The organism is Kitasatospora sp. CMC57 (genome assembly GCF_045866025.2).
Lineage (GTDB): Bacteria > Actinomycetota > Actinomycetes > Streptomycetales > Streptomycetaceae > Kitasatospora.
The window spans coordinates 4,323,429-4,346,854 of record NZ_AP035881.2; the positions used below are offsets into that span (position 1 = coordinate 4,323,429).

Below are 23,426 nucleotides of genomic sequence, written 5' to 3' on the forward strand. Positions count from 1 at the left end.
CGCTAGGTACGCTCTGACCTTGTGCCTGGGGTGTCCCCGGGTCCTTGTGCGTGCCAGCAGACCGGCCGCCGTACCGGAGTGGTCACCACTCCGTGAGCGCCGCCGCTGCACATCGGCTCATGGATTCCGCCCTCGAAAGAGGCTCAACACACCCGACCGCGTGGGTCGGACGTTGGGGTCACCGCAGGTTAGTTTTACGCAGCCTTGGCACACAGAAAACGGAGAAACGGTGCCTACGATCCAGCAGCTGGTCCGAAAGGGCCGGCAGGACAAGGTCGAGAAGAACAAGACGCCCGCGCTGAAGGGTTCCCCTCAGCGCCGCGGTGTTTGCACGCGTGTGTACACCACCACCCCGAAGAAGCCGAACTCCGCGCTTCGCAAGGTGGCCCGTGTGCGCCTCACCAGCGGGATCGAGGTCACCGCCTACATTCCGGGCGAGGGCCACAACCTGCAGGAGCACTCCATCGTGCTGGTGCGCGGTGGCCGTGTGAAGGACCTTCCTGGTGTCCGCTACAAGATCATCCGCGGCTCGCTCGACACCCAGGGTGTCAAGAACCGCAAGCAGGCTCGTAGCCGCTACGGCGCCAAGAAGGAGAAGTAAGAATGCCTCGTAAGGGTCCTGCCCCGAAGCGCCCGGTCATCATTGACCCGGTCTACGGTTCGCCGCTCGTGACGTCGCTGGTCAACAAGATCCTGCTGCACGGCAAGCGTTCCACCGCCGAGCGGATCGTCTACGGCGCCCTCGAGGGTGTCCGTGAGAAGACCGGCGCCGACCCGGTCGTCGCGCTCAAGCGCGCGCTGGAGAACGTCAAGCCCACCCTCGAGGTGAAGTCCCGCCGCGTCGGTGGCGCCACCTACCAGGTGCCGGTCGAGGTCCGTCCGGGCCGCGCCAACACCCTGGCGCTGCGTTGGCTGGTCGGCTACTCCCGCGCCCGTCGCGAGAAGACCATGACCGAGCGTCTGCTCAACGAGATCCTCGACGCCTCCAACGGCCTCGGTGCTTCCGTGAAGCGTCGCGAGGACACGCACAAGATGGCCGAGTCCAACAAGGCCTTCGCGCACTACCGCTGGTAGTCCGAACCCCGTCACTAGACAGAGAGAGAACGAGCCACCATGGCTGCAACCTCCCTTGACCTGGCCAAGACCCGGAACATCGGGATCATGGCCCACATCGACGCGGGCAAGACCACCACCACCGAGCGGATCCTGTTCTACACCGGTGTCTCGTACAAGATCGGTGAGGTCCACGATGGCGCTGCCACCATGGACTGGATGGAGCAGGAGCAGGAGCGCGGCATCACGATCACGTCGGCCGCGACGACCTGTCACTGGACCCTCGACGGCGTCGACAACACCATCAACATCATCGACACCCCGGGCCACGTCGACTTCACCGTCGAGGTGGAGCGTTCGCTCCGCGTGCTCGACGGTGGCGTGACGGTCTTCGACGGCGTCGCCGGTGTCGAGCCCCAGTCCGAGACGGTGTGGCGTCAGGCCGACCGTTACGGCGTCCCGCGCATCTGCTTCATCAACAAGCTGGACCGCACGGGCGCGGACTTCTACTTCTGCGTGCAGACCATCGTGGACCGCCTCGGCGCGACCCCGCTGGTCATGCAGCTCCCGATCGGCGCCGAGGGTGACTTCACCGGTGTCGTCGACCTGGTGAAGATGAAGGCCCTGGTCTGGTCCGCGGACGCCCCCAAGGGCGAGATGTACGACACCGTCGACATCCCGGCCGACCTGGCGGACAAGGCGGCCGAGTACCGCGAGCAGCTGCTCGACACCGTCTCGAACGTCAGCGACGAGGTGATGGAGCTCGCCCTCGAGGGCGAGGACATCCCCGAGGAGCTGCTGGTCGCGGCGATCCGCAAGGGCACGCTGAACTCGGACTTCACCCCGATCTTCTGCGGCTCCGCGTTCAAGAACAAGGGCGTCCAGCCCCTGCTCGACGCGGTCGTCAAGTACCTGCCGTCGCCGATCGACATCGAGGGCATCGAGGGCACCAAGCCCGGCGACGACTCGGTCAAGATCACCCGCAAGCCTTCGGACGACGAGCCGCTGGCCGCGCTGGCGTTCAAGATCATGTCCGACCCGCACCTCGGCAAGCTCACCTTCGTCCGGGTCTACTCCGGGCGCCTTGAGGCCGGCACCGCCGTCCTCAACGCGGTGAAGGGCCGCAAGGAGCGGATCGGCAAGATCTACCGGATGCACGCGAACAAGCGTGAGGAGATCGACTCGGTGGGCGCCGGCGACATCGTCGCCGTCATGGGTCTCAAGCAGACCACCACCGGCGAGACCCTGTCCGACGAGAAGCACCCGGTCATCCTGGAGTCCATGGACTTCCCGGCCCCGGTCATCCGCGTCGCGATCGAGCCGAAGTCGAAGGGTGACCAGGAGCGTCTGGGCACCGCGATCCAGCGGCTGGCCGAGGAGGACCCGTCCTTCCAGGTCAACACCGACGAAGAGACCGGCCAGACCATCATCGCGGGTATGGGCGAGCTGCACCTCGAGGTGCTGGTCGACCGTATGAAGCGTGAGTTCAAGGTCGAGGCCAACGTCGGCAAGCCGCAGGTCGCGTACCGCGAGACGATCCGCAAGGCCGTCGAGCGCATCGACTACACGCACAAGAAGCAGACCGGTGGCTCCGGCCAGTTCGCGAAGATCCAGATCGCGATCGAGCCGATCGAGTCCGGCGAGGGCTACGAGTTCGTGAACAAGGTCACCGGTGGCCGCGTTCCGCGCGAGTACATCCCGTCGGTCGACGCCGGTTGCCAGGAGGCCATGGAGTTCGGCGTTCTCGCCGGCTACCCGCTTCAGGGCGTCCGCGTCACCCTGCTCGACGGTGCCTCGCACGACGTCGACTCGTCCGAGCTCGCCTTCAAGATCGCCGGTTCCATGGCGTTCAAGGAGGGTGCTCGCAAGGCCAGCCCGGCCCTGCTCGAGCCGATGATGGCCGTCGAGGTCACCACGCCCGAGGACTACATGGGCGACGTGATCGGTGACATCAACTCTCGCCGTGGCCAGATCCGGTCCATGGACGAGCGTCACGGTGCCCGCGTCGTCACGGCGCTGGTCCCGCTCTCCGAGATGTTCGGCTACGTCGGTGACCTGCGCAGCAAGACCTCTGGTCGCGCGAGCTACTCGATGCAGTTCGACTCGTACGCCGAGGTTCCGCGGAACGTGGCGGACGACATCATCGCCAAGGCCAAGGGTGAGTGACGTCCCGCAATCGGGACGTTCGTGAACCCTTAGGCTATTAGGAGGCGAACCTGGGGGATCCTTCCCGGATCCCCCAGGCTTCCTCCGCCCCCACCCGCGGGACGGCACGCTCCGTGCCAAACCCGATCAAAGACCAACTGACGTCAGCACGGCGTACAGAACTGTCCTCAGGAGGACTGCAGTGGCGAAGGCGAAGTTCGAGCGGACGAAGCCCCACGTCAACATCGGCACCATTGGTCACATCGACCACGGTAAGACGACCCTTACCGCGGCCATCACCAAGGTGCTGCACGACGCGTACCCGGACATCAACCCCTTCACGCCTTTCGACCAGATCGACAAGGCCCCGGAGGAGCGTCAGCGCGGTATCACCATCTCGATCGCGCACGTCGAGTACCAGACCGAGGCGCGTCACTACGCCCACGTCGACTGCCCGGGTCACGCTGACTACATCAAGAACATGATCACCGGTGCGGCCCAGATGGACGGTGCGATCCTCGTCGTCGCCGCCACCGACGGCCCGATGCCGCAGACCAAGGAGCACGTGCTCCTGGCCCGCCAGGTCGGTGTCCCCTACATCGTCGTCGCGCTGAACAAGTCCGACATGGTGGAGGACGAGGAGATCCTGGAGCTCGTCGAGCTCGAGGTCCGTGAGCTGCTCTCCGAGTACGACTTCCCGGGCGACGACCTGCCGGTCGTCCGCGTCTCGGCGCTCAAGGCGCTCGAGGGCGACGCCGAGTGGGGCCAGAAGCTCCTCGGCCTGATGGAGGCCGTGGACGAGTCCATCCCCACCCCGGCCCGCGAGGTCGACCTCCCGTTCCTGATGCCGATCGAGGACGTCTTCACGATCACCGGTCGTGGCACCGTCGTCACCGGCCGCATCGAGCGTGGTGTCCTCAAGGTCAACGAGACTGTCGACATCATCGGCATCAAGGAGACCAAGACCACCACCACGGTCACCGGCATCGAGATGTTCCGCAAGCTGCTCGACGAGGGCCAGGCGGGCGAGAACGTCGGTCTGCTCCTCCGTGGCATCAAGCGCGAGGACGTCGAGCGCGGCCAGGTCATCATCAAGCCGGGTTCGGTCACGCCGCACACCGACTTCGAGGCCCAGGCCTACATCCTGTCGAAGGACGAGGGTGGCCGTCACACCCCCTTCTTCAACAACTACCGCCCGCAGTTCTACTTCCGTACCACGGACGTGACCGGCGTCGTGACCCTCCCCGAGGGCACCGAGATGGTCATGCCGGGCGACAACACCGCCATGTCGGTCGTGCTGATCCAGCCGATCGCCATGGAGGAGGGCCTGAAGTTCGCCATCCGTGAGGGTGGCCGCACCGTCGGCGCCGGCCAGGTCACCAAGATCGTCAAGTAATTTCGACGCTCTGACCTGCCTGCACCAACAGGCAAACCTGAGGGCCCCGCACACCGACCGGTGTGCGGGGCCCTCAGGCGTGTCCGGCCGCGGCGCCCGGGTCGGTACGTTCCCGGGTCGGTACGTGCTCCCGCCGACGTGGACGACGCTGAGCCCGCAGCGGGCACGGGACGTCATGCGCGCACGGGACGTCATGCGCGAAGGACGTCGTACGGGAACGGAGAACGCCGGAGGGGCGAGAGCCGACCTCGGCTCCCGCCCCTCCGGCGGACTGACGGGCGTCAGGACCCGGCAGCCACCTCCTGCGGCGGGGTGTTGGCGGGCCGGCTGCCGTTCCACGCCCAGACGCCGAGCAGCAGACACCCGACCGCGGCCGCCAGCAGCGCCGTGGCCGAGCCGGTCGGCGGGTGCCAGGACCCGGCGAGCGGGTTGAGCGGCGTGTAGGTGAGCGAGCTGCCCAGGCCGGACTGCCAGCGGACCATCGTGTAGGCCAGGAAGGCCAGCTGCAGCGGTAGCAGCAGCAGCGCGAAGGCCCGCACCAGGGAGGCCGACCTGGCCTCGTTCAAAATCTCTCGACGGCCCAGCACGAACGCCGCCAGGATCGGCAGGCCCACCATGACCGGCAGCATGTAGCGGCCCTGTGCGACGAAGCCGTACTTGTGGGCTCCTATGACGTCGGAGAGCGTGGTCGCACCGAAGGCCGCCGCGAAGACGGCGAACATGCGCCAGCGGTCCACCCAGCGGCCGCAGGCCATGGCCAGCAGCAGGAGGCAGCCGAGGGCCAGCAGCCAGAGGTGGTAAGCGCTGCCGGGCAGGTACGTGTCGAGCCAGGAAGGCACACCGATCATCTGGACGACGTAGTCGGGCCAGCGGACGATCACCTCCTGCCGGATCCCCTGGGCGAAGGTCATCTTCGGCGGCGCGGCCAGCGACCCGAGCTCGGCGACCCGCATCGCCACCGTCCAGGCCGCCCCGGCCACGGCTGTGACGAAGACGACTCCGGCGGCCCAGCGGAACGCGACCGAGCGCAGCAACTGCGCGATCCGCTCCCGCTTCGTCGGGATCAGCATGACCGCGAAGATCACCAGGCACCAGAGCGGGCCGAGGGCCCGGAGCGTGACCAGCACGGAACCCGCGATGCCGATCTGCACCATGGCGGCCCGCCGCAGCGGTGCCTCCGGGTCCAACAGGGTGGGGATCAGGGCCGCGAACAGGGCGGCCCCGGCGGCGATCTCGACGCTGTTGGGGTTGACCGAGCCGGCCAGGTGGATCGTCATCGGGGTCACGGCGGCCAGCACGCCCGCCGCCATCACGCGGTGCCTGGTCCACGCCACCGCGCTGTACGCGGCGCTCGCCAGGAGGGCCGCGACCAGGGCGGCGTTGATCAGCCGGGCCAGGGTGACGCCCACCCAGTTGGGCCAGGGGTTCAGCGGCCAGCCGACCACGGCGTAGTAGACCGGGTTGTAGCGCCCGGCCCTGGTCGCCACCCGCTCCACCTGCTGGTCGCCACCCGGTGCCTCGGCGCAGGCGGCGGACTTGGAGGGCTCGAAGTACCAGCAGTTCTGCCGGACCAGCGATTTCGGGATGTTCTGGAAAGCCCCGGTGCCCATGTCGGCCGCCTCGGGCTTGGGCGCGAATTCACCCCGCGCCACACCTGCGGCGCGCACGATGTGCTGCGCCTCGTCGGGGCTGGCGTCGTACGGTCCCGCCAGCGCCCAGCCGGCGCAGAGCAGGAAGAAACCGATGAACGCGGTCCACCAGCTTCGCCGGAAGGACTGACGCTTCCGGCCCTGCGCCCTACGGCGGTTCGAACCGGGCGCCGACGGGCTCGACTGGGGGACGGAAGGGGGGGAATAGGAGGACACGCGACCAAGATACCGGTGGGTGGAGCGGCGGAATCGGAGGGCCGCGTGCCAGTGGGTTCGGTGGCACTTACCATTCCCTCTGTGACTTCACTGGACTCGCCTGCCGAAACGTCGGATACCTCCCGGAAGGGGCGGATCCGTACGCTGCTCGGCCATAGCGCCGTGCGCTTCCTGATCGCGGGCGTCATCAGCGCATCGGTCGACATGGGAATGCTGTTCCTGTTGCACGGCGTCCTGAACGTCCCGCTCGCGCTGGCCACCTTCGCCGGTGTCCTGACCAGCTTCGCGGTGAACTTCCTGCTGAACCGGCTCTGGTCGTTCGGCAGCTCCGCACCGGTGGCCGGCCAGAGCGTCCGCTACCTGCTGATGGCCGGCTGCAACTGGGTGGGCACCGTGCTGATGGTCAGCCTGCTGGTCAAGCTCGGGCTGTTCTACCTGCTGGCGAGGGCCCTGACGCTCGCCGTGCTGTCGGTGGTGAACTACGTCGGCTACCGCCGCTGGGTCTTCAAGTGACAGCGCCCCGGGACCACGCAGGAGGGCCCGGCAGCCGATCAGGCTGCCGGGCCCTTCCAGGCGTTCCGCCGGTCAGGAGCGCTCGGCGCCCAGGCCCGCGGTGAAGGACCTGACGGCCCGGTAGTCGGGCAGCAGGCCACTCGCCAATGCCTCGCTCAGCGTCGGTGCCTCCGCGTCCTTCGCGGACAGCTGCGGCACCCCGGCCGGCCAGTCGATCGCGAGATCCGAGTCCAGCGGGTGCACGCCGTGCTCGCCGGTCGGGTTGTACGCCTCGGAGCACAGGTACGTCAGCGTGGCGTCGTCGCTCAGGGCGCAGAAGCCGTGACCGAGGCCCTCCGAGAGGTAGACGGCCTTGCGCTCGTTCTCGTCGAGCCGCACGCCCTCCCACCGTCCGAAGGTCGGTGAGCCGACCCGCAGGTCCACGATCACGTCCAGCACCGCGCCCCGGACGCAGGTCACGTACTTGGCCTGACCGGGAGGTACGTCGGCGAAGTGGATGCCCCGGACCACGTCGCGGCTGGACACCGAGAGGTTGGCCTGGGCGAGCCGGAGCGGATGGCCGACGACGGCGGCGAGCTTGTCGAACCGGTACCACTCGGTGAACAGGCCGCGCGCGTCACCGTGCAACTGCGGTGTGATCTCCCAGGCGCCCTCGATGGACAGCTCCTCGATCTTCACAGCGCGCCTTCCTCGTCCAGCAGGGCCACCAGGTAGTCGCCGTAGCCGCTCTTGAGCAGGGGCTCGGCGAGCTCCCGCAGCTGTTCGGAGCTGATCAGGCCGGCTCGCCAGACGGCCTCCTCGATGCAGCCGATCTTGAAGCCCTGACGTTCCTCGATGACCCGGACGAACTCCGAGGCCTGCACCATCGAGACGAAGGTGCCGGTGTCCAGCCAGGCGGTGCCCCGGTCGAGGATCGTCACGTGGAGGCTGCCGGACCTCAGGTAGGCCTCGTTGACGGCGGTGATCTCGAGCTCGCCGCGGGCGCTGGGCTTCAGACCGCGGGCGATGTCCACGACCTTGTTGTCGTAGAAGTAGAGACCGGGAACGGCGTACCGGGACTTGGGTACGGCGGGCTTCTCCTCGATGGAGATCACCTGGCCCGACTCGTCGAACTCGACCACGCCGTAGGCGGTCGGGTCGGCCACCGGGTACGCGAAGACCCGACCGCCGTCGGCGCCGGTGTGTTGCGCGAGCCGGGTGCCGAGGCCGCTGCCGTGGAAGATGTTGTCGCCGAGGATCAGCGCCACCGGCTGGTCGCCGATGAAGTCGGCGCCCAGGACGAAGGCCTGCGCGATTCCTTCGGGGCGTTCCTGGACGGCGTACTCGAGACGGAGCCCGAGCTGCGACCCGTCGCCCAGCAGCCGCTCGAACTGCTCGCGGTCGGCAGGGGTGGTGATGATCAGGATCTCGCTGATTCCCGCCATCACCAGGGTGGAGAGCGGATAGTAGATCATCGGTTTGTCGAAGACCGGGAGGAGCTGTTTGGAGACGGCTCGGGTCAGCGGCCAGAGGCGCGAGCCGGTTCCGCCGGCCAGGAGGATTCCACGCATGCGAGCAGCTTAGACCGCCCGGCAACGATCACCCGAGGCCCTGGGCGACGGGGAGGGCGCCCCCGGTGGGCCCGCCCACGGGCGGTCCGGGGCGGTCGGAGCGGCCCCACGGGCGCGGGTAGACTTCGCGCATTATGCGCATCCTCGTGACCGGCGGCGCCGGATTCATCGGTTCGGAGTTCGTCCGTCAGCTTCTCGGAGCGGACGAGAGTGCCCGGATCACCGTCTTCGACAAGCTCACCTACTCGGGCGTCCGGGAGAACCTCGACCCGGTGGCCCAGCACCCGGGCTACACCTTCGTGCAGGGGGACATCTGCGACGCGGACGCGGTCGAGCAGGTGATGCCCGGCCACGACGTCGTGGTGCACTTCGCGGCCGAATCCCACGTGGACCGTTCGATCGCCGGTGCGGGCCCGTTCGTCCTCACCAACGTGCTGGGCACCCAGGTCCTGCTGGACTCCGCCCGCAAGCACGGGGTGGCCCGTTTCGTGCACGTCTCCACGGACGAGGTGTACGGCTCGATCAGCGAGGGCTCCTGGACCGAGAGCTGGCCGCTCGCCCCCAACTCGCCGTACTCGGCCTCCAAGGCCGGCTCCGACCTGCTGGCACTGGCCTACCACCGCACCCACCGGATGGATGTCGTGGTGACCCGTTGCTCCAACAACTACGGGCACTACCAGTTCCCGGAGAAGGTCATCCCGCTGTTCACCACCAACCTGATCGACGGCCGGAAGGTGCCGCTGTACGGCGACGGTGGCAACATCCGCGACTGGCTGCACGTCTCGGACCACTGCCGCGGCATCGAGCTCGTGATGCGCGGCGGCCGCGCCGGTGAGGTCTACAACATCGGCGGCGGCACCGAGATCAGCAACAAGGAGCTGACCGGCCTCCTGCTGGACGCCGCCGGCGCCGGCTGGGAGATGGTCGAGCCGGTCGAGGACCGCAAGGGCCACGACCTCCGCTACTCGCTGGACATCGGCAAGATCCGCGAGGAGCTCGGCTACGAGCCGCAGGTCCGCTTCGAGGACGGCCTCGCCGCGACCATCGCCTGGTACCGCGAGAACCGCGCCTGGTGGGAACCGCTGAAGCAGAAGGCGGCACTGGAGAAGTGACTTCCGACACTGCCCGCTGGTTGGTGACCGGTGCGGCCGGGATGCTCGGTCAGGACGTACTGGCCGAGCTCGAGGCCGCCGGGATCGAGGCCACCGCCCTCCGCCGGGCCGACCTCGACATCACCGACGACACGGCCGTACTGGCCGCCGTCTCCGGCCACGCCGTGGTGGTCAACTGCGCCGCGTGGACGGACGTCGACGGTGCCGAGAGCGCCGAGCAGGCCGCCACTGCGGTCAACGGCCTCGGGGTGCGCAACCTCGCCGCGGCCTGTGCCGCGACCGGGGTCAGGCTGCTGCACGTGTCCACCGACTACGTGCTCTCCGGTGACGCCGCGGAGCCGTACGCCGAGGACGCCCCGACCGCTCCGGTCAACGCCTACGGGCGCTCCAAGCTGGTGGGCGAGCAGGCGGTCCGCGAGCTGCTGCCGCAGTCCGGCTACATCGTCCGGACGGCCTGGCTGTACGGCGAGCACGGTCCGAACTTCGTGGCCACCATGCTCAAGCTGGCGGCCCAGCGCGACACCCTGGACGTGGTGGACGACCAGCACGGTCAGCCGACCTGGTCGCGGGCCCTGGCCAGGCAGCTCACCGCACTCGGCCGGGCCGCGCTGGCGGGCCGGGCGCCCGCCGGGGTCTACCACGGCACCGCGACCGGCCGGACCACCTGGTTCGGGCTGGCCCGCGAGTCGTACCGGCTGAGCGGCCTCGATCCCGAGCGGATCCGCCCGACCACCTCCGAGGCGTTCGTCCGTCCGGCCGTCCGGCCGGCGTTCAGCGTGCTCGGTCACGAGCGGTGGGCCGCGGCCGGCCTGGCGCCGCTGCCCGAGTGGCGGGACATGCTCGGTGAGGCGCTGGAGCGCCCGGCCTTCGTCGAGCTCCGGCCGTGACCGGCCTGCTCGGGAGGGTCACCCGCGCCCTCCCGCCGGGGCTCTTCGCCGTCGCCGTCGGCACGGTGACGCTGGGCGTCGCGTCCTACGTGCACCTCGGCATCGCCGGGCACGCGCTGGACCGGGAGTCGCTCGCCGAGGTGTCGGTGCTGTGGACCATGGCGATGTCCTTCGGGCTCGGTCTGTTCTTCCCCGTCGAGCAGGAGCTCACCCGGGTGATCGCCGCCCGAGCGGCCACCGGCCAGGGGGCGCTGCCCGTGCTTCGGAAGGCGACCGTGCTGACCGGTGCGGTCCTGCTGACCGTGCTGGTCGGGCTCGTCGTCTTCTCGGGCCAGATCGCGGACGTCTTCTTCCACGGCGACCGGACCATGGTGGTGGCGCTGGCCGCCGCCTTCGTCGGTCCGGCGGCCTGCTACCTGACCCGGGGCGTGCTGGCCGGCCTCGGGCTGTTCACCGCGTACGGGGTCCAGCTCGGCCTCGACGGTGTGCTGCGGATGGTCTTCTCGGTGACCCTGATGGTCGCGGGCGTCCACTCGGCACTGGCCTACAGCCTGGTCCTGGCGGTGTCGCCGGTCCTGGCGATGTTGGTGAGCCTGCCGCTGACCCTGCGGGTGGCCGAGCCGGGGCCGACCATCGGCTGGCGTGAGCTGTGCAGCGGCCTCGGCCTGCTGACCGGCTCGTTCCTGCTCGCTCAGTTCGTCGCGAACGCCGCGGTGCTCAGCATCCAGGTCGTCGCGCCGACTCAGGCTGTGCTGGTCGGGGCGTTCACGGCGGCGATGGTGCTCAGCCGGGTGCCGCTGTTCGTCTTCGGCGCACTGCAGGCCTCGCTGATGTCCGGTCTCTCGACCGCGGTGGCCACCGGCGACCGGGTCGGATTCCGCCGACTGCTGGTCCGGACCTGCGCCATGGTGAGCGCGCTCGGAGTGCTCGGCGGAGTGCCCGCCGTTCTGCTCGGGCCGTGGATCATTCACCTGGCGTTCAACGCGGACCGCCATGCTCTCGGAGCGGTCGACTTCCTCTGGCTCTCCGTCGGCACCCTGGCCTACCTGCTGGCCACCGTGGTCGGACAGGCGGTCATCGCCCGGGGTCACCACCGTCGGCAGCTGCTGGGCTGGCTGCTCGGCACCCTGGCGTTGCTCGCCGTCACCTCTCTGCCGGGTGATCCGGCGGTGCGGGTGGAGGCGGCCTACGCCATCGGGCCACTAGTGGTCCTCGGCGTCCTGCTGCTGGCGCTTCGCGGCGGCGGCAACACGCCGGGCGGCCGGTCCGGGGCCGCCCAGGTGCCGATCGCCGCCGACAGCATTCCGGCCGGTTGACCCGCCGTGCCCGCTCTACCGGTCCCCCGAAAGGGCGCTGTGATTCCCGCGTCCCTAATATGTGCCTCACCCACGCGTGAAAGGCGAACCCCATCGTGCAGTTGAGTGTGCTGACCTCGATCACCGGCGTGCTGGTGCTCGTGTGGATCCTGGAGCTGCTGCGTCGTCAGCAACTCCGGGAGAAGTACGCAGCGCTCTGGCTCGGCATCGGCGTGGTCGTTGCGCCTCTGGGGTTCTTCCCCCGGGTGCTCGACTCATCCGCCCGCAGTCTCGGTATTGCCTCCGGCGCCAGCCTGGTGCTGTTCCTGGGGTTCCTGCTCGTCCTGCTGGTCTGCGTCCACCTCAGCTGGGAGACCAGCAGGCTGGAGGCGGAGACCCGCACCCTGGCCGAGGACGTCGCGATGATGCGCGCGCACCTCGCCGAGCACCACGGCTTCCCGATCGCTCGGGCGAGCACCGACCAGAGCAGCGTGACCGACCCCGAGGTGAGGGCATGATCGACGGCAAGCGGGTACTGATCATCCTGCCCGCCTGGAACGAGGCGGAGGGGCTGCCGAAGATCCTGCGGGAGATCCAGCAGAAGCTTCCCGGCGCGGACACCCTCGTGGTGGACGACGGTTCGGTGGACAACACGGCGGCGGTGGCCGCGGCCACCGGCTCCCGGGTGGCCCAGCTGCCGTACAACCTCGGCGTCGGCGGCGCGATGCGGTTCGGTTACCGCTACGCGCACCTGCACGGCTACGACGTCGCGATCCAGTGCGACGCCGACGGCCAGCACGACCCGGCCTACGTGCCCGCCCTGCTGGCCAAGCTCGACGAGGCGGACCTGGTCATCGGTGCCCGCTTCGACGGTGAGGGCAGCTACAAGGTGCGCGGCCCGCGCAAGTGGGCGATGAAGCTGCTCTCCGTGGTGCTGTCCCGGATCACCGGTACGCGCCTCACGGACACCACCTCCGGCTTCAAGGCCTGCAACAAGCCGCTCATCGAGTTCTTCTCGCAGTGGTACCCGGTCGAGTACCTGGGCGACACCATCGAGAGCATGGTCGGCGCCGCACGGTGCGGCTTCACCATCCGGCAGGTGCCGGTGGCCATGCGCGAGCGGACCACGGGAACGCCCAGCGCCTCCCCGGTCAAGGCCATGATCTACCTGGCCAGGGCCGGTCTGGTGCTGCTGCTCGCGATGATCCGCCGGATGCCGGCGAACCTGAAGGCGATTCAGCCCGCCACCCGTACGGCCGTCAACCGGCCCGAGCTCATCGGCAAGGTGTAGGTTCACGCGATGTCCCGATTCGAGATCCTGCTGCCCTACTACGGCGACGTTCAGCTGATGCAGGACGCCGTCCACAGCGTGTTGGCACAGGACGGCGACGACTGGCGGCTGACGGTCGTCGACGACGGCCAGGAACCCGAGGTCCCCGGCTGGTTCGAGGCGCTCGCCGACCCACGGGTGCGGTACTTCCGCAACGAGGTCAACCTCGGCGTCACCGGGAACTTCAACCGCTGCGTGGAGCTGGCCGAGTACGAGTACCTGGTGCTCATGGGCTGCGACGACCTGATGCACCCCAACTACCTCCAGGTCATCAGGGCGGCGTTGGACCGCTACCCGGAGGCGGGGCTGGTCCAGCCCGGCGTGGTCGTGATCGACGGTGCGGGCAGGCCGACCGAGAGCTTGGCCGACACCGTCAAGCGGCGGCTGTACGCACCCAGGGACCCGGGGCCCGTCCTGATGTCCGGGGAGCCCCTGGCGATGAGCCTGATGCGCGGGAACTGGCTGTACTTCCCGTCGATCTGCTGGCGGACCAAGGCCGTCCAGGCCGCTCGGTTCCGCTCGGACCTGGGCGTCATCCAGGACCTGGCGATCGTCGTCGACCTCCTGCTGGCGGGCGAGTCGCTGGCCCTCACCCCGGAGGTCTGCTTCAGCTACCGCCGGCACGCGGTCAGCGAATCGTCGGTGACGGCGTTCACCGGCAAGCGCTTCGAGGAGGCCAGGCGGTTCTTCCGGGAGACTGCGGACCGGCTGGACGCCTTCGGGTGGCACCGCGCCGCGGCGATCTCCCGCCGTTTCCTCTCCTCCCGGCTGCACGCACTGAGCATGATCCCGGCCGCCGGCCGGAGGGCGGGGCTCCGGGGCATCGCCGCGATGCTCAGCCACGTCGCCGGCCTCCGCGTCTGACCCGGCGCGGCCCGTCCTGTGGAAAAGGGTCCGGCCCCACCTCGACGAGGTGGGGCCGGACCCCTTTTTTACCGGTCGTCAGCCGCGCAGGTCCGCGAGTGAGCTTCCGTTCCCCTCCTGGGCCGTCGCGACGACCGGCGTCGCGGGCTGCGGCGCCGCGGTGGACGGACTGCTCGTCCCGAGGTTCTTGAGCCGGAGCGCGGGCTTCTCCACGAGGAACCAGGAGAACAGCGCGGCCACCACCGAGAGCAGGACCGAGAGGCCGGTGTAGACCGTGTACCCGTGGCGGTTCACCGCGAGCAGGGTCAGGACCTGCTGGATCGGGAAGGCGTAGATGTACACGCCGTAGGAGAGGTCGACCTTGGTGCCGACCTTGGTCAGCGGCCTGGGCATCCGGGCGGCGAGCCAGATCAGCAGGTAGGCGAAGGCGGGCAGTCCGACCACGGTGAAGGCGCCGTACCGTGCGGTGCCGACGAACAGCGCCAGGGCCACCACGGCGGCAACGGCGTTGATCCGCAGCCGGTCCTTGTAGAGCTCGGCGAGCGCGCCCAGGCCGAACATGAAGACCAGCGGGACCAGCATGTCCAGGCTCAGCCCGCCGAGGAGGGGGAGCCGCCAGCCGGGTAGGCCGGTCGGCGGGTACTGCGGGGCGCGCAGGTGCTCGAAGTCGACCGCGATCGAGACCAGGAAGGCGTACAGCCCGGCGACCATGACCGCTACGGCCCACCGGGTACGCCGCCGCAGCACGCCGATCGCGGCCAGCGCGGCGACCACGAAGTAGCAGAACACCTCGTACGCGAGGGACCAGACCGATCCGTTGAACGCTCCCGGGTGGGGGTTGTGGTCGAGCAGTCCCGAGATCCCCCACTGGTCGATCCCGAGGCCCCAGTTGGCCTTGAGGTACTGCCACGGCCCCTCCGGGTGGGCCCAGAAGCCGTCTAGTCGGCCCTGGTGGCGGGCGACCAGCGGCGCCACCACGAAGGCGGTGAGCAGCAGGCAGACCCAGAAGGCGGGGAGGATGCGGATCGCGCGGTTCCAGAGGAAGCGGCCGGTGTCCAGGCGCATCCCGCTGCGGGTGATCAGCAGCCCGGAGAGCACGAAGAAGCCGTTCACCGCGATCGCGCCGAGATTGGTCTGACCCCGCGACTCCGGGAAGCCGAGGTCGTGCGAGCCGAAGCCGAGCGGCATGGCGTGCGCGAAGATCACGGACAGCGCCAGGACCAGCCTGAGGAGCCCGAACCCGTTCTCCCGGCCGAGCGCGTCCGCCAGCGGGGGAGCGGCCAGCAGACGGTTCGGCTTGAGCTTCTTACGAGTCATGATGAGGAGGGCTCCGGGCCGGTAGGGCGGAACGGTGCGCAGGAGATCGTGCCGGTGACCGACTGCGGAGCGTGCCGGGTGGGTGAGGTGCCGGACGGAGCACTCGGCCGGACCACCGGTCCTGGGCCGTCGACGGGCACATCTCAGCCGCCAAATCTAGGGCACACCGCCGACCCGTGGCCAGCATGAGCGTCCGCCGACGGGCGCCCCGTGTCCGTTGTCACTGCGGGACACGGCTAGCATGAGCGCCGCCAGGGGCGTGGGGCAGACGGCCGGTCGGCCCGGGGGCCTTGCTACTGTGACGGGTGTGGTCGTTCTGTGTGAGCGAATGACCACAATGTGACGCAATTCAGACTGTTGCTCCCGATCTGCCTGTACACGATGGCCGTGGGCACACCTGCACAGCTCGGATCTGCGGCAGTACTGCCGCTACACGGAAGCGAATGACACATGACCGATCTGGCGCCTGACGTCGTCGGAGGCCCGGAGGCCGCGCAACAGTCGAAGAAGGCCGGGCGCGCACGGGGCGAGAACTCCCGGCGCTGGACCCAGCGGCGCTGGGTGCTGCCGGCGGCCGAGGCCGTCGTCAGCGTGGCGGCGGCGGTCGGCTTCATGCTGATGTGCATGCACATCAGCGCCAATCCGTTCAACCGGATCGGCCAGGTGAGCGGCCTCGCCAAGGTCCAGCAGTACGCGGCCATGGTCGGGCTGCCGGTCCTGGCGGTCCTGCTCTACAGCGCCTACCGCGGATCGGTGCAGCGCCGCGAGGTCGTCCAGCGGCTGGTCTGCGCGGCGATCGCCGGTCTGGCCACCGGCATCGTGGCGGGCGGCATCGCGGTCGCACTGCACGGCACCCCCTGGGGCCTCGGCGGCCAGGAGGGCGACCCGGGCAACCTGCAGGGCATGGCCAACGACATGATGCGCGGCAAGGGTCTGCCGGGTGTCTACCCGCCCGGTTTCCCGGCGATGCTCGCCGGCTGGGCCGAGCTGCGGTACAACGGCATCGCCGGTGTCGGCTATGCCCTGAAGGACCTGCAGCTGCTGCTCAGCGCGCTGGTCGGGCCGATGAGCTACCTCGCCTGGCGGATGATGCTGCGGCCGTTCTGGGCGCTGGCCATCGCGGTTCCGTCCGCAGTGCTGTTCCTGGACCCGATCCGTCCGTACAGCCACGTCGTGATGATCATCCTGGTCCCGCTGCTCGCCGCCTGCTTCCGCGACCTCCGCCAGGTCGCCGAGCGTTCGCTGCGCTCGGCGCTGCTGCGCGGGGTCGGCTACGGCGTGGTGTTCGGCGCGCTGTTCCTCTGGTACTCGGGCTGGTACGTGTGGTCCGCCCCGGGCGTCCTGGTGATGGGGCTGGCGCTCTTTCCGTGGCGCCGCGGCGGTCAGGCGATCAAGCGTGCGGTGGTCTACCTCGCCGCCATCCTGCTCAGCGCCGCCGCGGTCGGCTCGCCGCTGCTCTACCAGCTGGTCAGGTACGGGCAGGACACCACGGACCGGTACGCGTACATCAGCACGTACATCGACCCGGCGTACGTGCTCGGGTGGATGTCCGACCGGTCGGGCATCTTCACCTACCAGAACTGGCCCGCTACGGGTGAGCTCGCGGGCCAGAGCGGCTTCGCGGTGCTGCTGATCGTCGGGTTCGGCCTCGGCATCGGTCTCGGGCTGAAGAACATGGTGGTGCGGACGACCGCCATGACCCTGGCCAGCGCCTGGCTGCTGCGGTTCTGGTTCGCCTCGCACATGGCGCACGACCAGGCGGTGCAGCTCTACCCCCGCACCACCTGGATCATCATGTACAGCCTGATGATCCTCGCGGTGTACGGGCTGATGATGCTGGTCCAGCGTGGTTCCGGCTGGCTCGGCCGGGCGCTGGAGTCGGCGGGGGCCACGTCGGTCCTGCCGTCCCGCAAGGGGATCGCCCAGGTCACGGCCGGCCTGATCTGCGCGGTGGCCCTGTTCGCCACCATGGGCGCCTCCTGGAACGCGAACCGCTACATGCCCGACCCCTCGACGAACTCCATGGGCATCGACGCCTGGCGGGCCCACACGCTCGTCAAGGAGAACGGCAAGTGCCCGAAGTTCACGCCCGTCCCCGGCGGCAGCTGCGGCGCGGTCAACATGCAGCTCGGCCAGCCCCCGCGCACTGACCCGGACCCGCGGCTGTGGTGCGCCGACACCTGGAGCGACGAGGAGTACCGGGCGGTGTGCGGCCGGAAGGCTCCCTGGCTGAAGTAGTCCGAAGGCGGTAGTCCGAAGGCGGAAGACCGATCGGGGTCGACGTGGCGAAGGCCACGGCGGCCCCGATTCGCGTTTGCGCAGCGTGCTGTGGCAGGATAGCCAAGTTGCTCGGTTGAGTGCCGATGCTGCGCGCCTCCCGCCGGGAGGACCGGAAGCGAGTCCCAGGTACTCGTCGTTCCCGTGATGGCCGTTCATGTGTCCACGTGATTTGGGTGGATGCAGTGGTGTGTAGTCGACACCGCGGCAGCTGCGGGGCGGACGTACGGGAATCTTCCGGGAAGCGTGGGCGGGGCCTCGATCCGGCACCTGGTGGGTGCAATGCTCACCGACTCCGCAGGCCGAGAAGGGAAACCTTCCCGGTTCTTTGCAAGCGAGAGGGCGACACGCCCGAGCGCGGGGGTCGGAAGTAGCCACCCGGAGGTGCCACCGGACCAAGCCACCCGGCCGACTCCGGCAGAAGAAGCAGCAGACGACACAAAGGACTACTGAGTAGCCATGGCGGGACAGAAGATCCGCATCCGGCTCAAGGCCTACGACCACGAGGTGATTGACTCCTCGGCGAAGAAGATCGTCGAGACCGTCATTCGCACTGGTGCGCAGGTCGCGGGCCCGGTGCCGCTGCCCACTGAGAAGAACGTGTACTGCGTCATCCGCTCGCCGCACAAGTACAAGGACTCGCGCGAGCACTTCGAGATGCGCACTCACAAGCGTCTGATCGACATCCTCGACCCGACCCCGAAGACCGTTGACTCGCTGATGCGCCTCGACCTTCCGGCCGGCGTCGACATCGAGATCAAGCTCTGAGAGGCGCGACGAAGATGGCAAAGCAGATTAAGGGAATCCTGGGCGAGAAGCTCGGCATGACCCAGGTCTGGGACGAGAACAACCGGATCGTTCCGGTGACCGTCGTCAAGGCCGGGCCCAATGTCGTGACCCAGGTCCACACCGCTGACGCTGCCGGCTACGACGCCGTGCAGATCGGCTTCGGCGAGATCGACCCCCGCAAGGTGAACAAGCCCCTCGCGGGTCACTTCGCCAAGGCCGGTGTCACCCCGCGCCGCTTCCTGGTCGAGCTCCGCACCGCGGACGCGTCCGAGTACGCCCTCGGCCAGGAGATCACCGCTGAGCTGTTCGAGGCGGGTGTCAAGGTCGACGTGACCGGCACCTCCAAGGGCAAGGGCTTCGCCGGTGTCATGAAGCGTCACAACTTCAAGGGCCTCGGCGCCGGTCACGGCGTGCAGCGCAAGCACCGTTCGCCCGGCTCGATCGGTGGCTGCGCCACCCCGGGTCGCGTGTTCAAGGGCATGAAGATGGCCGGCCGGATGGGCCACGAGCGCGTGACCACCCAGAACCTGACCGTCCATGCCGTTGACGCGGAGAAGGGGCTGCTCCTCATCAAGGGAGCCATCCCGGGCCCGAACGGCGGCCTCGTCCTCGTCCGCACCGCGGCGAAGGGGCTGTGAGGATATGAGCACCATTGACATCCTGTCGCCCTCGGGCGACAAGGCCGGCAGCCTCGAGCTGCCCGCCGAGATCTTCGACGCCAAGGTCAGCGTTCCGCTGATGCACCAGGTCGTCGTGGCGCAGCTCGCTGCGGCCCGTCAGGGCACCCACTCGACCAAGCGCCGTGGCGAGGTCCGAGGCGGCGGCCGCAAGCCGTATCGCCAGAAGGGCACCGGCCGCGCCCGTCAGGGCTCGACCCGAGCCCCGCAGTTCGTCGGCGGTGGCGTTGTCCACGGCCCGAAGCCGCGTGACTACTCGCAGCGGACGCCCAAGAAGATGATCGTCGCCGCTCTGCGTGGCGCGCTCACCGACCGGGCCCGCCACAACCGCATCCACGTCATCACCGACGTGATCGCGGCCGAGGCGCCGTCGACCAAGGCCGCCAAGGGCCTGTTCGGCAAGATCTCCGAGCGCAAGAACGTCCTCCTGGTCGTCGAGCGCGCGGACGAGCTGGGCATCAAGTCCGCTCGCAACCTGCCGAACGTGCACATCCTGGACGCCGGTCAGCTGAACACCTACGACGTGCTCGTCTCCGACGATGTGGTCTTCACCCAGGCTGCTTTCGAGCGTTTCGTGGCCGGTCCGGCCGCGTCCGCCAAGGCTGTGGCTGCTGAGGGCGAGCTCGAAGGGAGCGCCGCCTGATGGCTGCAGAGATCACGAGCAAGACGTTCACGGACCCCCGTGACGTCCTGGTGAAGCCGGTCATCTCCGAGAAGAGCTACTCGCTCCTCGACGAGAACAAGTACACGTTCGTCGTGTCGCCGGGTGCCAACAAGACCCAGATCAAGCAGGCCGTCGAGGCGGTCTTCTCGGTCAAGGTCGAGTCCGTCAACACGCTCAACCGTCAGGGCAAGCGCAAGCGCTCCAAGACGGGCTTTGGCAAGCGCAAGGACACCAAGCGCGCCATCGTGACGCTGGCTGAGGGCAACCGCATCGACATCTTCGGTGGTCCGACCTCCTAACGGGGTCCGGATCGTCGATAAGGACGAGGACGAGAGAGCCAAATGGGCATCCGCAAGTACAAGCCGACTACGCCGGGCCGTCGTGGCTCCAGCGTGGCCGACTTCGTAGAGATCACGCGGTCCACGCCGGAGAAGTCGCTGGTTCGCCCCCTGCACAGCAAGGGCGGCCGTAACAACGCCGGTCGTATCACCGCTCGCCACCAGGGTGGCGGACACAAGCGCGCCTACCGCGTGATCGACTTCCGTCGTCACGACAAGGACGGCGTGCCGGCCAAGGTCGCACACATCGAGTACGACCCCAACCGCACCGCTCGCATCGCGCTGCTGCACTACGCGGACGGCGAGAAGCGCTACATCATCGCGCCGCGCGGCGTCGGCCAGGGTGACCGGATTGAGAACGGCCCGACGGCCGACATCAAGCCCGGCAACAACCTGCCGCTGCGCAACATCCCGGTCGGTACCACCATTCACGCGGTGGAGCTGCGCCCGGGTGGCGGCGCCAAGATGGCCCGCTCCGCGGGTTCCGGTATTCAGCTGCTCGCCCGTGAGGGTCGCATGGCGCACCTGCGCATGCCCTCCGGTGAGATCCGCCTGGTCGACGCGCGCTGCCGCGCGACGGTCGGCGAGGTCGGCAACGCCGAGCAGTCGAACATCAACTGGGGCAAGGCCGGCCGTATGCGCTGGAAGGGCGTTCGCCCGACCGTGCGTGGTGTCGCCATGAACCCGATCGACCACCCGCACGGTGGTGGTGAGGGTAAGACCTCCGGTGGGCGCCACCCGGTCTCGCCGTGGGGCAAGAAGGAGGGTCGCACCCGTAAGGCCAACAAGGCTTCGGACGCCCTCATCGTGCGCCGCCGCAAGTCCAACAAGAAGCGCTAGGAGCAGGTCAGATGCCGCGCAGTCTCAAGAAGGGCCCCTTCATCGACGGCCACCTTCTCAAGAAGGTGGACTCGCAGAACGAGGCGGGTACCCAGAACGTCATCAAGACCTGGTCCCGTCGCTCCGTGATCAGCCCGAGCATGCTCGGTCACACGATCGCGGTCCACGATGGCCGGAAGCACGTCCCGGTGTTCGTCACCGAGTCGATGGTCGGCCACAAGCTCGGCGAGTTCGCGCCGACGCGCACCTTCCGCGGGCACGTCAAGGACGACCGCAAGTCGAAGCGTCGCTAGTCGCCAGCGAAGTACCGACTCAATGACTTACACCAGCAAGGGGACAACCATGGAAGCCAGGGCCCAGGCGCGGTACATCCGCGTCACGCCCATGAAGGCCCGCCGCGTGGTGGACCTCATCCGTGGCATGAGTGCCACGGAGGCCCAGGCCGTCCTGCGTTTCGCTCCGCAGGCAGCCACCGTGCCGGTCGGCAAGGTGCTCAACAGCGCCATCGCCAACGCCGCGCACAACTACAACCACTCCAACGTGGACGACCTCGTGATCAGCGAGGCGTACGTTGACGAGGGTCCGACCCTGAAGCGGTTCCGTCCGCGTGCCCAGGGCCGTGCCTACCGGATCCGCAAGCGGACCAGCCACATCACCGTGGTCGTCAGCAGCAAGGAAGGGACCCGGTAATGGGCCAGAAGGTTAACCCGCACGGGTTCCGCCTCGGCATCAGCACGGACTTCAAGTCCCGCTGGTACGCCGACAAGCTGTACAAGGACTACGTCAAGGAAGACGTCGCCATTCGTCGCATGATGACGAAGGGCATGGAGCGGGCCGGCATCTCGAAGGTCGAGATCGAGCGCACCCGTGACCGCGTCCGCGTTGACATCCACACCGCTCGCCCCGGCATCGTCATCGGTCGCCGTGGCACCGAGGCCGACCGCATCCGCGGCGACCTCGAGAAGCTGACCGGCAAGCAGGTCCAGCTGAACATCCTCGAGGTCAAGAACCCCGAGCTGGACGCCCAGCTCGTGGCTCAGGGCGTCGCGGAGCAGCTGTCCTCCCGCGTGTCGTTCCGCCGTGCCATGCGCAAGAGCATGCAGGGCACCATGAAGTCCGGCGCCAAGGGCATCAAGGTCCAGTGCTCCGGTCGTCTCGGTGGCGCCGAGATGAGCCGTTCGGAGTTCTACCGCGAGGGTCGTGTGCCGCTGCACACCCTTCGCGCGAACGTCGACTACGGCTTCTTCGAGGCCAAGACGACCTTCGGTCGTATCGGCGTGAAGGTCTGGATCTACAAGGGCGATGTCAAGAACATCGCCGAGGTCCGGGCCGAGAACGCTGCTGCCCGCTCGGGCAACCGCCCGGCCCGCACCGACGCCCGCCCCGCGCGTGGCGGCGAGCGCGGTGGCCGCGGTGGCGAGCGTGGCGGCGCCCGTGGTGGCGCCCGTCGTCCCCAGAACACCGAGGCTCCGGCCGCGGCTGTGACGGAGACGCCGGCTGCCGAGAGCACCGGAACGGAGGCCTGACCGTCATGCTGATCCCCCGTCGGGTCAAGCACCGCAAGCAGCACCACCCGAAGCGCCGTGGCGCTGCCAAGGGTGGCACCGAGCTCGCGTTCGGCGAGTACGGCATCCAGGCGGTCACCCCCGCCTACGTGACGAACCGGCAGATCGAGTCCGCTCGTATCGCCGTCACCCGTCACATCAAGCGTGGTGGCAAGGTCTGGATCAACATCTACCCGGACCGCCCGCTCACCAAGAAGCCTGCCGAGACCCGCATGGGTTCCGGTAAGGGTTCCCCCGAGTGGTGGATCGCCAACGTTCACCCGGGACGGATCATGTTCGAGCTGTCCTACCCCAACGAGAAGGTTGCTCGTGAGGCGCTCACCCGCGCTGCTCACAAGCTCCCGATGAAGTGCCGGATTGTCCGGCGCGAGGCAGGTGAGAGCTGATGTCGGCCGGCACCAAGGCTGCTGAGCTGCGCGAGCTTGACAACGAGGGTCTCGTTGCGAAGCTCCGCGAGGCCAAGGAGGAGCTGTTCAACCTCCGCTTCCAGGCGGCGACCGGGCAGCTCGACAACCACGGACGGCTCAAGCTCGTCCGTAAGGACATCGCGCGGATCTACACCCTGATGCGCGAGCGCGAGCTGGGCATCGAGACGGTGGAGAGCGCCTGATGACTGAGAACACCAACGAGACGCGCGGTTTCCGCAAGACCCGTGAGGGTCTCGTCGTCAGCGACAAGATGGACAAGACCGTCGTCGTCGCCGTCGAGGACCGCGTCAAGCACGCTCTGTACGGCAAGGTCATCCGCCGTACGAACAAGCTGAAGGCGCACGACGAGGCCAACGCCTGCGGCATCGGCGACCGGGTTCTCCTCATGGAGACCCGTCCGCTGTCCGCGACGAAGCGCTGGCGCGTCGTCGAGATCCTCGAGAAGGCCAAGTAACGAAGCCGATGTGGTACGGCCGTATGTGCACCAGGTCCCCCAGGGGCGCTGGTGTGAGCAGCGGCCG

At 68.6% G+C, this 23,426-nt stretch carries 27 protein-coding genes; 23 read left to right on the plus strand and 4 right to left on the minus strand.

Annotated features, from left to right (window positions below; translation table 11 throughout):
• Window positions 1-229: 229 nt before the first annotated feature.
• From rpsL to tuf, 4 genes are all read left to right on the plus strand, one after another.
• Window positions 230-601: a 30S ribosomal protein S12 gene (gene rpsL, locus ACKUU6_RS19375; protein WP_014144289.1), complete on the plus strand. Its 372-nt coding sequence runs from the start codon at window positions 230-232 to the stop codon at window positions 599-601.
• A 2-nt stretch (window positions 602-603) separates the two neighbouring features.
• Complete coding sequence (gene rpsG, locus ACKUU6_RS19380; RefSeq protein WP_030457432.1) at window positions 604-1,074, plus strand: 30S ribosomal protein S7; 471 nt, start codon at window positions 604-606, stop codon at window positions 1,072-1,074.
• A gap of 39 nt (window positions 1,075-1,113) precedes the next feature.
• Complete coding sequence (gene fusA / locus ACKUU6_RS19385; protein ID WP_407989843.1) at window positions 1,114-3,219, plus strand: elongation factor G; 2,106 nt, start codon at window positions 1,114-1,116, stop codon at window positions 3,217-3,219.
• A gap of 181 nt (window positions 3,220-3,400) precedes the next feature.
• Window positions 3,401-4,594, plus strand: coding sequence for an elongation factor Tu (gene tuf, locus ACKUU6_RS19390; protein ID WP_407989844.1), 1,194 nt, complete (start codon window positions 3,401-3,403; stop codon window positions 4,592-4,594).
• Between the two features lie 281 nt (window positions 4,595-4,875).
• Here the strand turns inward: tuf and ACKUU6_RS19395 are convergent, their stop codons facing one another.
• Window positions 4,876-6,459, minus strand: coding sequence for a DUF2142 domain-containing protein (locus ACKUU6_RS19395; protein WP_407989845.1), 1,584 nt, complete (start codon window positions 6,457-6,459; stop codon window positions 4,876-4,878).
• Between the two features lie 162 nt (window positions 6,460-6,621).
• Here ACKUU6_RS19395 and ACKUU6_RS19400 point away from each other — a divergent pair, with 162 nt between their 5' ends.
• Complete coding sequence (locus tag ACKUU6_RS19400; protein WP_407989846.1) at window positions 6,622-6,972, plus strand: GtrA family protein; 351 nt, start codon at window positions 6,622-6,624, stop codon at window positions 6,970-6,972.
• 72 nt (window positions 6,973-7,044) lie between these two features.
• Here the strand turns inward: ACKUU6_RS19400 and ACKUU6_RS19405 are convergent, their stop codons facing one another.
• Entirely contained in the window at window positions 7,045-7,644 is a 600-nt protein-coding gene (locus tag ACKUU6_RS19405) for a dTDP-4-dehydrorhamnose 3,5-epimerase family protein (RefSeq protein WP_407992168.1), read from the minus strand.
• A gap of 2 nt (window positions 7,645-7,646) precedes the next feature.
• Window positions 7,647-8,522 (minus strand): glucose-1-phosphate thymidylyltransferase RfbA, encoded by an 876-nt coding sequence (gene rfbA, locus ACKUU6_RS19410; protein ID WP_407989847.1) that lies wholly within the window; start codon window positions 8,520-8,522, stop codon window positions 7,647-7,649.
• 134 nt (window positions 8,523-8,656) lie between these two features.
• Between rfbA and rfbB the strand changes: the two genes are divergently transcribed.
• The 6 genes from rfbB (at window position 8,657) to ACKUU6_RS19440 (ending at window position 14,010) form a co-directional block, all read left to right on the plus strand.
• The gene (gene rfbB, locus ACKUU6_RS19415; protein WP_407989848.1) at window positions 8,657-9,634 is read left to right on the plus strand and encodes a dTDP-glucose 4,6-dehydratase; all 978 of its coding nucleotides are present in this window, start codon (window positions 8,657-8,659) and stop codon (window positions 9,632-9,634) included.
• Window positions 9,631-10,521, plus strand: coding sequence for a dTDP-4-dehydrorhamnose reductase (gene rfbD, locus ACKUU6_RS19420; protein WP_407989849.1), 891 nt, complete (start codon window positions 9,631-9,633; stop codon window positions 10,519-10,521). Before rfbB ends, rfbD begins: the two co-directional genes overlap by 4 nt.
• Entirely contained in the window at window positions 10,518-11,837 is a 1,320-nt protein-coding gene (locus ACKUU6_RS19425; RefSeq protein ID WP_407989850.1) for a lipopolysaccharide biosynthesis protein, read from the plus strand. The genes rfbD and ACKUU6_RS19425 overlap by 4 nt, the downstream gene beginning before the upstream one ends.
• 95 nt (window positions 11,838-11,932) lie before the next feature.
• On the plus strand, window positions 11,933-12,334 hold the full coding sequence (locus ACKUU6_RS19430) for a DUF2304 family protein (protein ID WP_407989851.1): 402 nt from the start codon (window positions 11,933-11,935) through the stop codon (window positions 12,332-12,334).
• Window positions 12,331-13,107, plus strand: a complete 777-nt coding sequence (locus tag ACKUU6_RS19435; RefSeq protein ID WP_407989852.1) for a glycosyltransferase family 2 protein — start codon at window positions 12,331-12,333, stop codon at window positions 13,105-13,107. Before ACKUU6_RS19430 ends, ACKUU6_RS19435 begins: the two co-directional genes overlap by 4 nt.
• 9 nt (window positions 13,108-13,116) lie before the next feature.
• Complete coding sequence (locus ACKUU6_RS19440) at window positions 13,117-14,010, plus strand: glycosyltransferase family 2 protein (protein ID WP_407989853.1); 894 nt, start codon at window positions 13,117-13,119, stop codon at window positions 14,008-14,010.
• Window positions 14,011-14,088: 78 nt separating this feature from the next.
• Here ACKUU6_RS19440 and ACKUU6_RS19445 read toward each other — a convergent pair whose 3' ends face one another.
• Window positions 14,089-15,327: an acyltransferase family protein gene (locus ACKUU6_RS19445; protein WP_407989854.1), complete on the minus strand. Its 1,239-nt coding sequence runs from the start codon at window positions 15,325-15,327 to the stop codon at window positions 14,089-14,091.
• Window positions 15,328-15,777: 450 nt separating this feature from the next.
• Here ACKUU6_RS19445 and ACKUU6_RS19450 point away from each other — a divergent pair, with 450 nt between their 5' ends.
• From ACKUU6_RS19450 to rpsQ, 12 genes are all read left to right on the plus strand, one after another.
• Window positions 15,778-17,565 (plus strand): hypothetical protein, encoded by a 1,788-nt coding sequence (locus ACKUU6_RS19450; RefSeq protein ID WP_407989855.1) that lies wholly within the window; start codon window positions 15,778-15,780, stop codon window positions 17,563-17,565.
• Window positions 17,566-18,063: 498 nt separating this feature from the next.
• On the plus strand, window positions 18,064-18,372 hold the full coding sequence (gene rpsJ / locus ACKUU6_RS19455; protein WP_012785157.1) for a 30S ribosomal protein S10: 309 nt from the start codon (window positions 18,064-18,066) through the stop codon (window positions 18,370-18,372).
• A 14-nt stretch (window positions 18,373-18,386) separates the two neighbouring features.
• Window positions 18,387-19,031 carry a 50S ribosomal protein L3 gene (rplC, locus tag ACKUU6_RS19460; RefSeq protein ID WP_407989856.1) on the plus strand — a complete coding sequence of 215 codons (645 nt, stop codon included), beginning with the start codon at window positions 18,387-18,389 and terminating at the stop codon, window positions 19,029-19,031.
• 4 nt (window positions 19,032-19,035) lie between these two features.
• Window positions 19,036-19,713 (plus strand): 50S ribosomal protein L4, encoded by a 678-nt coding sequence (rplD, locus tag ACKUU6_RS19465; protein ID WP_403036664.1) that lies wholly within the window; start codon window positions 19,036-19,038, stop codon window positions 19,711-19,713.
• Window positions 19,713-20,033, plus strand: a complete 321-nt coding sequence (gene rplW, locus ACKUU6_RS19470; protein ID WP_030393296.1) for a 50S ribosomal protein L23 — start codon at window positions 19,713-19,715, stop codon at window positions 20,031-20,033. Before rplD ends, rplW begins: the two co-directional genes overlap by 1 nt.
• Before the next feature lie 42 nt (window positions 20,034-20,075).
• Window positions 20,076-20,912, plus strand: a complete 837-nt coding sequence (gene rplB, locus ACKUU6_RS19475; protein WP_057231338.1) for a 50S ribosomal protein L2 — start codon at window positions 20,076-20,078, stop codon at window positions 20,910-20,912.
• Between the two features lie 11 nt (window positions 20,913-20,923).
• Window positions 20,924-21,205: a 30S ribosomal protein S19 gene (gene rpsS, locus ACKUU6_RS19480; protein WP_350644792.1), complete on the plus strand. Its 282-nt coding sequence runs from the start codon at window positions 20,924-20,926 to the stop codon at window positions 21,203-21,205.
• Between the two features lie 49 nt (window positions 21,206-21,254).
• A complete protein-coding gene (rplV, locus tag ACKUU6_RS19485; RefSeq protein WP_057231334.1) occupies window positions 21,255-21,602 on the plus strand; it encodes a 50S ribosomal protein L22 in 348 nt (115 codons plus the stop codon).
• Window positions 21,602-22,438, plus strand: a complete 837-nt coding sequence (rpsC, locus tag ACKUU6_RS19490; RefSeq protein ID WP_184918568.1) for a 30S ribosomal protein S3 — start codon at window positions 21,602-21,604, stop codon at window positions 22,436-22,438. Before rplV ends, rpsC begins: the two co-directional genes overlap by 1 nt.
• Before the next feature lie 5 nt (window positions 22,439-22,443).
• Window positions 22,444-22,863, plus strand: a complete 420-nt coding sequence (gene rplP, locus ACKUU6_RS19495) for a 50S ribosomal protein L16 (protein ID WP_057231329.1) — start codon at window positions 22,444-22,446, stop codon at window positions 22,861-22,863.
• On the plus strand, window positions 22,863-23,087 hold the full coding sequence (gene rpmC, locus ACKUU6_RS19500; RefSeq protein ID WP_030393300.1) for a 50S ribosomal protein L29: 225 nt from the start codon (window positions 22,863-22,865) through the stop codon (window positions 23,085-23,087). Before rplP ends, rpmC begins: the two co-directional genes overlap by 1 nt.
• Entirely contained in the window at window positions 23,087-23,359 is a 273-nt protein-coding gene (gene rpsQ, locus ACKUU6_RS19505) for a 30S ribosomal protein S17 (RefSeq protein ID WP_037605711.1), read from the plus strand. Before rpmC ends, rpsQ begins: the two co-directional genes overlap by 1 nt.
• Window positions 23,360-23,426: the final 67 nt, after the last annotated feature.